The sequence below is a fragment of the Phenylobacterium sp. genome, assembly GCF_024508875.1.
Classification (GTDB): domain Bacteria; phylum Pseudomonadota; class Alphaproteobacteria; order Caulobacterales; family Caulobacteraceae; genus Phenylobacterium.
Map to the genome: position 1 here is coordinate 1 of NZ_JANINU010000271.1, position 2581 is coordinate 2581.

General features: G+C 67.2%; 4 protein-coding genes and 1 pseudogene. 2 read left to right on the forward strand and 3 right to left on the reverse strand.

Annotated features, from left to right (window positions below):
* Positions 1 to 291 (forward strand): annotated as a pseudogene (locus Q0L11_RS18635) (MFS transporter); the annotation flags it as partial.
* Positions 292 to 294: 3 nt separating this feature from the next.
* Here Q0L11_RS18635 and Q0L11_RS18640 read toward each other — a convergent pair.
* The gene (locus Q0L11_RS18640) at positions 295 to 831 is read right to left on the reverse strand and encodes a 2'-5' RNA ligase family protein (RefSeq protein ID WP_296599228.1); all 537 of its coding nucleotides are present in this window, start codon (positions 829 to 831) and stop codon (positions 295 to 297) included.
* 102 nt (positions 832 to 933) lie between these two features.
* Here Q0L11_RS18640 and Q0L11_RS18645 point away from each other — a divergent pair, with 102 nt between their 5' ends.
* On the forward strand, positions 934 to 1314 hold the full coding sequence (locus Q0L11_RS18645) for a nuclear transport factor 2 family protein (protein WP_296599230.1): 381 nt from the start codon (positions 934 to 936) through the stop codon (positions 1312 to 1314).
* Between the two features lie 73 nt (positions 1315 to 1387).
* Here Q0L11_RS18645 and fba read toward each other — a convergent pair whose 3' ends face one another.
* Together fba and Q0L11_RS18655 are read right to left on the reverse strand one after the other, a co-directional pair.
* Positions 1388 to 2473, reverse strand: a complete 1086-nt coding sequence (fba, locus tag Q0L11_RS18650; RefSeq protein ID WP_296599231.1) for a class II fructose-bisphosphate aldolase — start codon at positions 2471 to 2473, stop codon at positions 1388 to 1390.
* Positions 2474 to 2491: 18 nt separating this feature from the next.
* A partial coding sequence (locus Q0L11_RS18655) for a hypothetical protein (protein WP_296599232.1) occupies positions 2492 to 2581 on the reverse strand: 90 nt, incomplete at its 5' end.

Below are 2581 nucleotides of genomic sequence, written 5' to 3' on the forward strand. Positions count from 1 at the left end.
GTCTTCCTACTCTGGCTGCTGGTGATCTACGTGACCATGGTCTACGGGCCTATCGCGGCGGCGCTGGTGGAGATGTTCCCGGCGCGGATCCGGTACACGTCCATGTCGCTGCCTTACCATCTGGGGAACGGCTGGCTGGGCGGGTTCCTGCCGACGACGGCCTTCGCGATGGTCGCCGCCACCGGGAACATCTACTTCGGCCTCTGGTACCCGATCGCCGTCGCCGCCTTCACGGCGGTGGTCGGCCTCTTGTTCGTCAAGGAGATGAAGGGCGCCGCCATCGAGGCCTGAGGTTCAGCCGAACCAGCCGGTCTTCACGAGCGGGATCTCGGCCACCTTGCGCACGACGTCGCCGCTCCGCCGCTCGACCTCCAGGGCGTCGATGTGGCCGCTGATGTCGACGCCCCCCAGGTTCAGCGCCTGAGCCAGCTTGCGGGCGGCGGCGTAGTCGTCGGTGGTGGCGACGGTGATGTGAGGCAGGTAGGCGGAATCGAATCGCAGGCCCACCTCGATGTCGCCGACGTGCAGCGCGTCGTACAGCTTGCTGATTGCGCCGAAGCCCTCGTCCGGCACGAGGAACACGTGGTGGCGGCCGACAAGCGGCTCGGGCGCCACCAGGGCGCAGCGCAGCCGGAAACGGATGCGCGGGATGCCGGCGGCGAGCGTCCTGACCTGCTCCACGAAGGCGGCCGGCGCCATCTCGGTCCCGTGGAACACGAGCGTGAAATAGGGCGGGCCGCGACTGCCGGCGCGCCGCGCGCGGATGTCGGTCAGCCAGGCCAGGTCGGCCTTTTGGAAGTGCGGCCGGGCGATGACTTCGAGTGTGTCCATCCACGCCTCCACCGCCGATTGTGCGCCACACGCCGGCGGCGAGACAATGGCCTTGCGCGCCGGTCGGGACGGGTGCAGTTGCGGGCGGGCAAGGAGCCGAGGATGGACACGATCGCCCGCTGGCACGACGTGGTGAAGAGCCGCGACCTGGCCGCGCTGAAGGACCTGATCGCCGACGAGGCGGTGTTCGAGAGCCCCGTGGTGCACACGCCGCAGGTGGGCAAGACGATCACCGTGACCTACCTGGCGGGCGCCCTGCAGGTGCTGAACAACGACAGCTTCCGCTATGTCGGCGAATGGCGGGCCGAGCGGTCGGCGGTGCTGGAGTTCGCCACCGAGATCGACGGCATCACCGTCAACGGGGTCGACATCATCTCGTGGAACGAGGCCGGGAAGATCACCGGCTTCAAGGTCATGATCCGCCCGCTAAAGGCCATCAACCTGGTCCATCGGATGATGGGCGAGCTGCTGGCCAAGGCCTGAACGGCCACCCCCTCCGCCTTCGGGACCTCCCCCAGAAGGGGAGGACCTGGAACGGCTCCCCCCTGGGGGCCGGCTACTCGGCGGCGACCTTGGTGAGGCCGATCTTCGGGGCCAGTTCGCCCGAAGCGTAGCGCTTGGCCATGGCGGAGAGCGGGAGCGCCTTGATCTTCGAGGCGTGGCCGGCCGTGCCGAACTCCTCGAAGCGCTGGACGCAGACCTTGCGCATGGCTTCCTTGGCGGGCTTCAGGTAGCTGCGCGGGTCGAACTCGCCCGGCTTCTCGGCGAACACCTTCCGGATGGCGCCGGTGATGGCCATGCGGTTGTCGGTGTCGATGTTGATCTTGCGCACGCCGTGCTTGATGCCGCGCTGGATCTCTTCGACGGGCACGCCCCAGGTCTGGGGCATCTCGCCGCCGTACTTGTTGATGATCTCCTGCAGGTCCTGCGGGACCGACGAGGAGCCGTGCATCACCAGGTGGGTGTTGGGCAGGCGGCGGTGGATCTCTTCGATCACGTTCATCGCCAGGACGTCGCCGTCCGGCTTGCGCGTGAACTTGTAGGCGCCGTGCGACGTGCCCATGGCGATGGCCAGGGCGTCGACCTCGGTGGCCTTCACGAACTCGACCGCCTGGTCGGGGTCGGTCAGGAGCTGGTCGTGGCTGAGCTTGCCCTCGAAGCCGTGGCCGTCTTCCTTCTCGCCCATGCCGGTTTCGAGCGAGCCCAGCACGCCCAGCTCGCCCTCGACCGAGGCGCCGACCCAGTGGGCCATGTTCACGACGTTGCGGGTGACCTCGACGTTGTAGTCGTAGTCGGCCGGCGTCTTGCCGTCGGCCTTCAGCGAGCCGTCCATCATCACCGAGGTGAAGCCGTACTGGATCGCCGTGGCGCAGGTGGCCTCGTTGTTCCCGTGGTCCTGGTGCATGCAGATCGGGATGTCCGGATACATCTCGGCCATCGCGTCGATCAGGTGCTTCAGCACGATGTCGTTGGCGTAGGAGCGGGCGCCGCGCGACGCCTGCATGATCACCGGCGAGTCGGTGGCCTCCGCGGCCTCCATGATCGCCAGCGCCTGTTCCATGTTGTTGATGTTGAACGCGGGCACGCCATAGCCGTGCTCGGCCGCGTGATCGAGAAGCTGTCGAAGCGTAATCCTGGCCATCAGGTCCCCACCTGTATCCTATCGGTTCAGAGCCGCCACGCCGGGCAGCTCCTTGCCTTCCATCCATTCAAGAAACGCGCCGCCCGCAGTCGATACGAACGTGAAGTC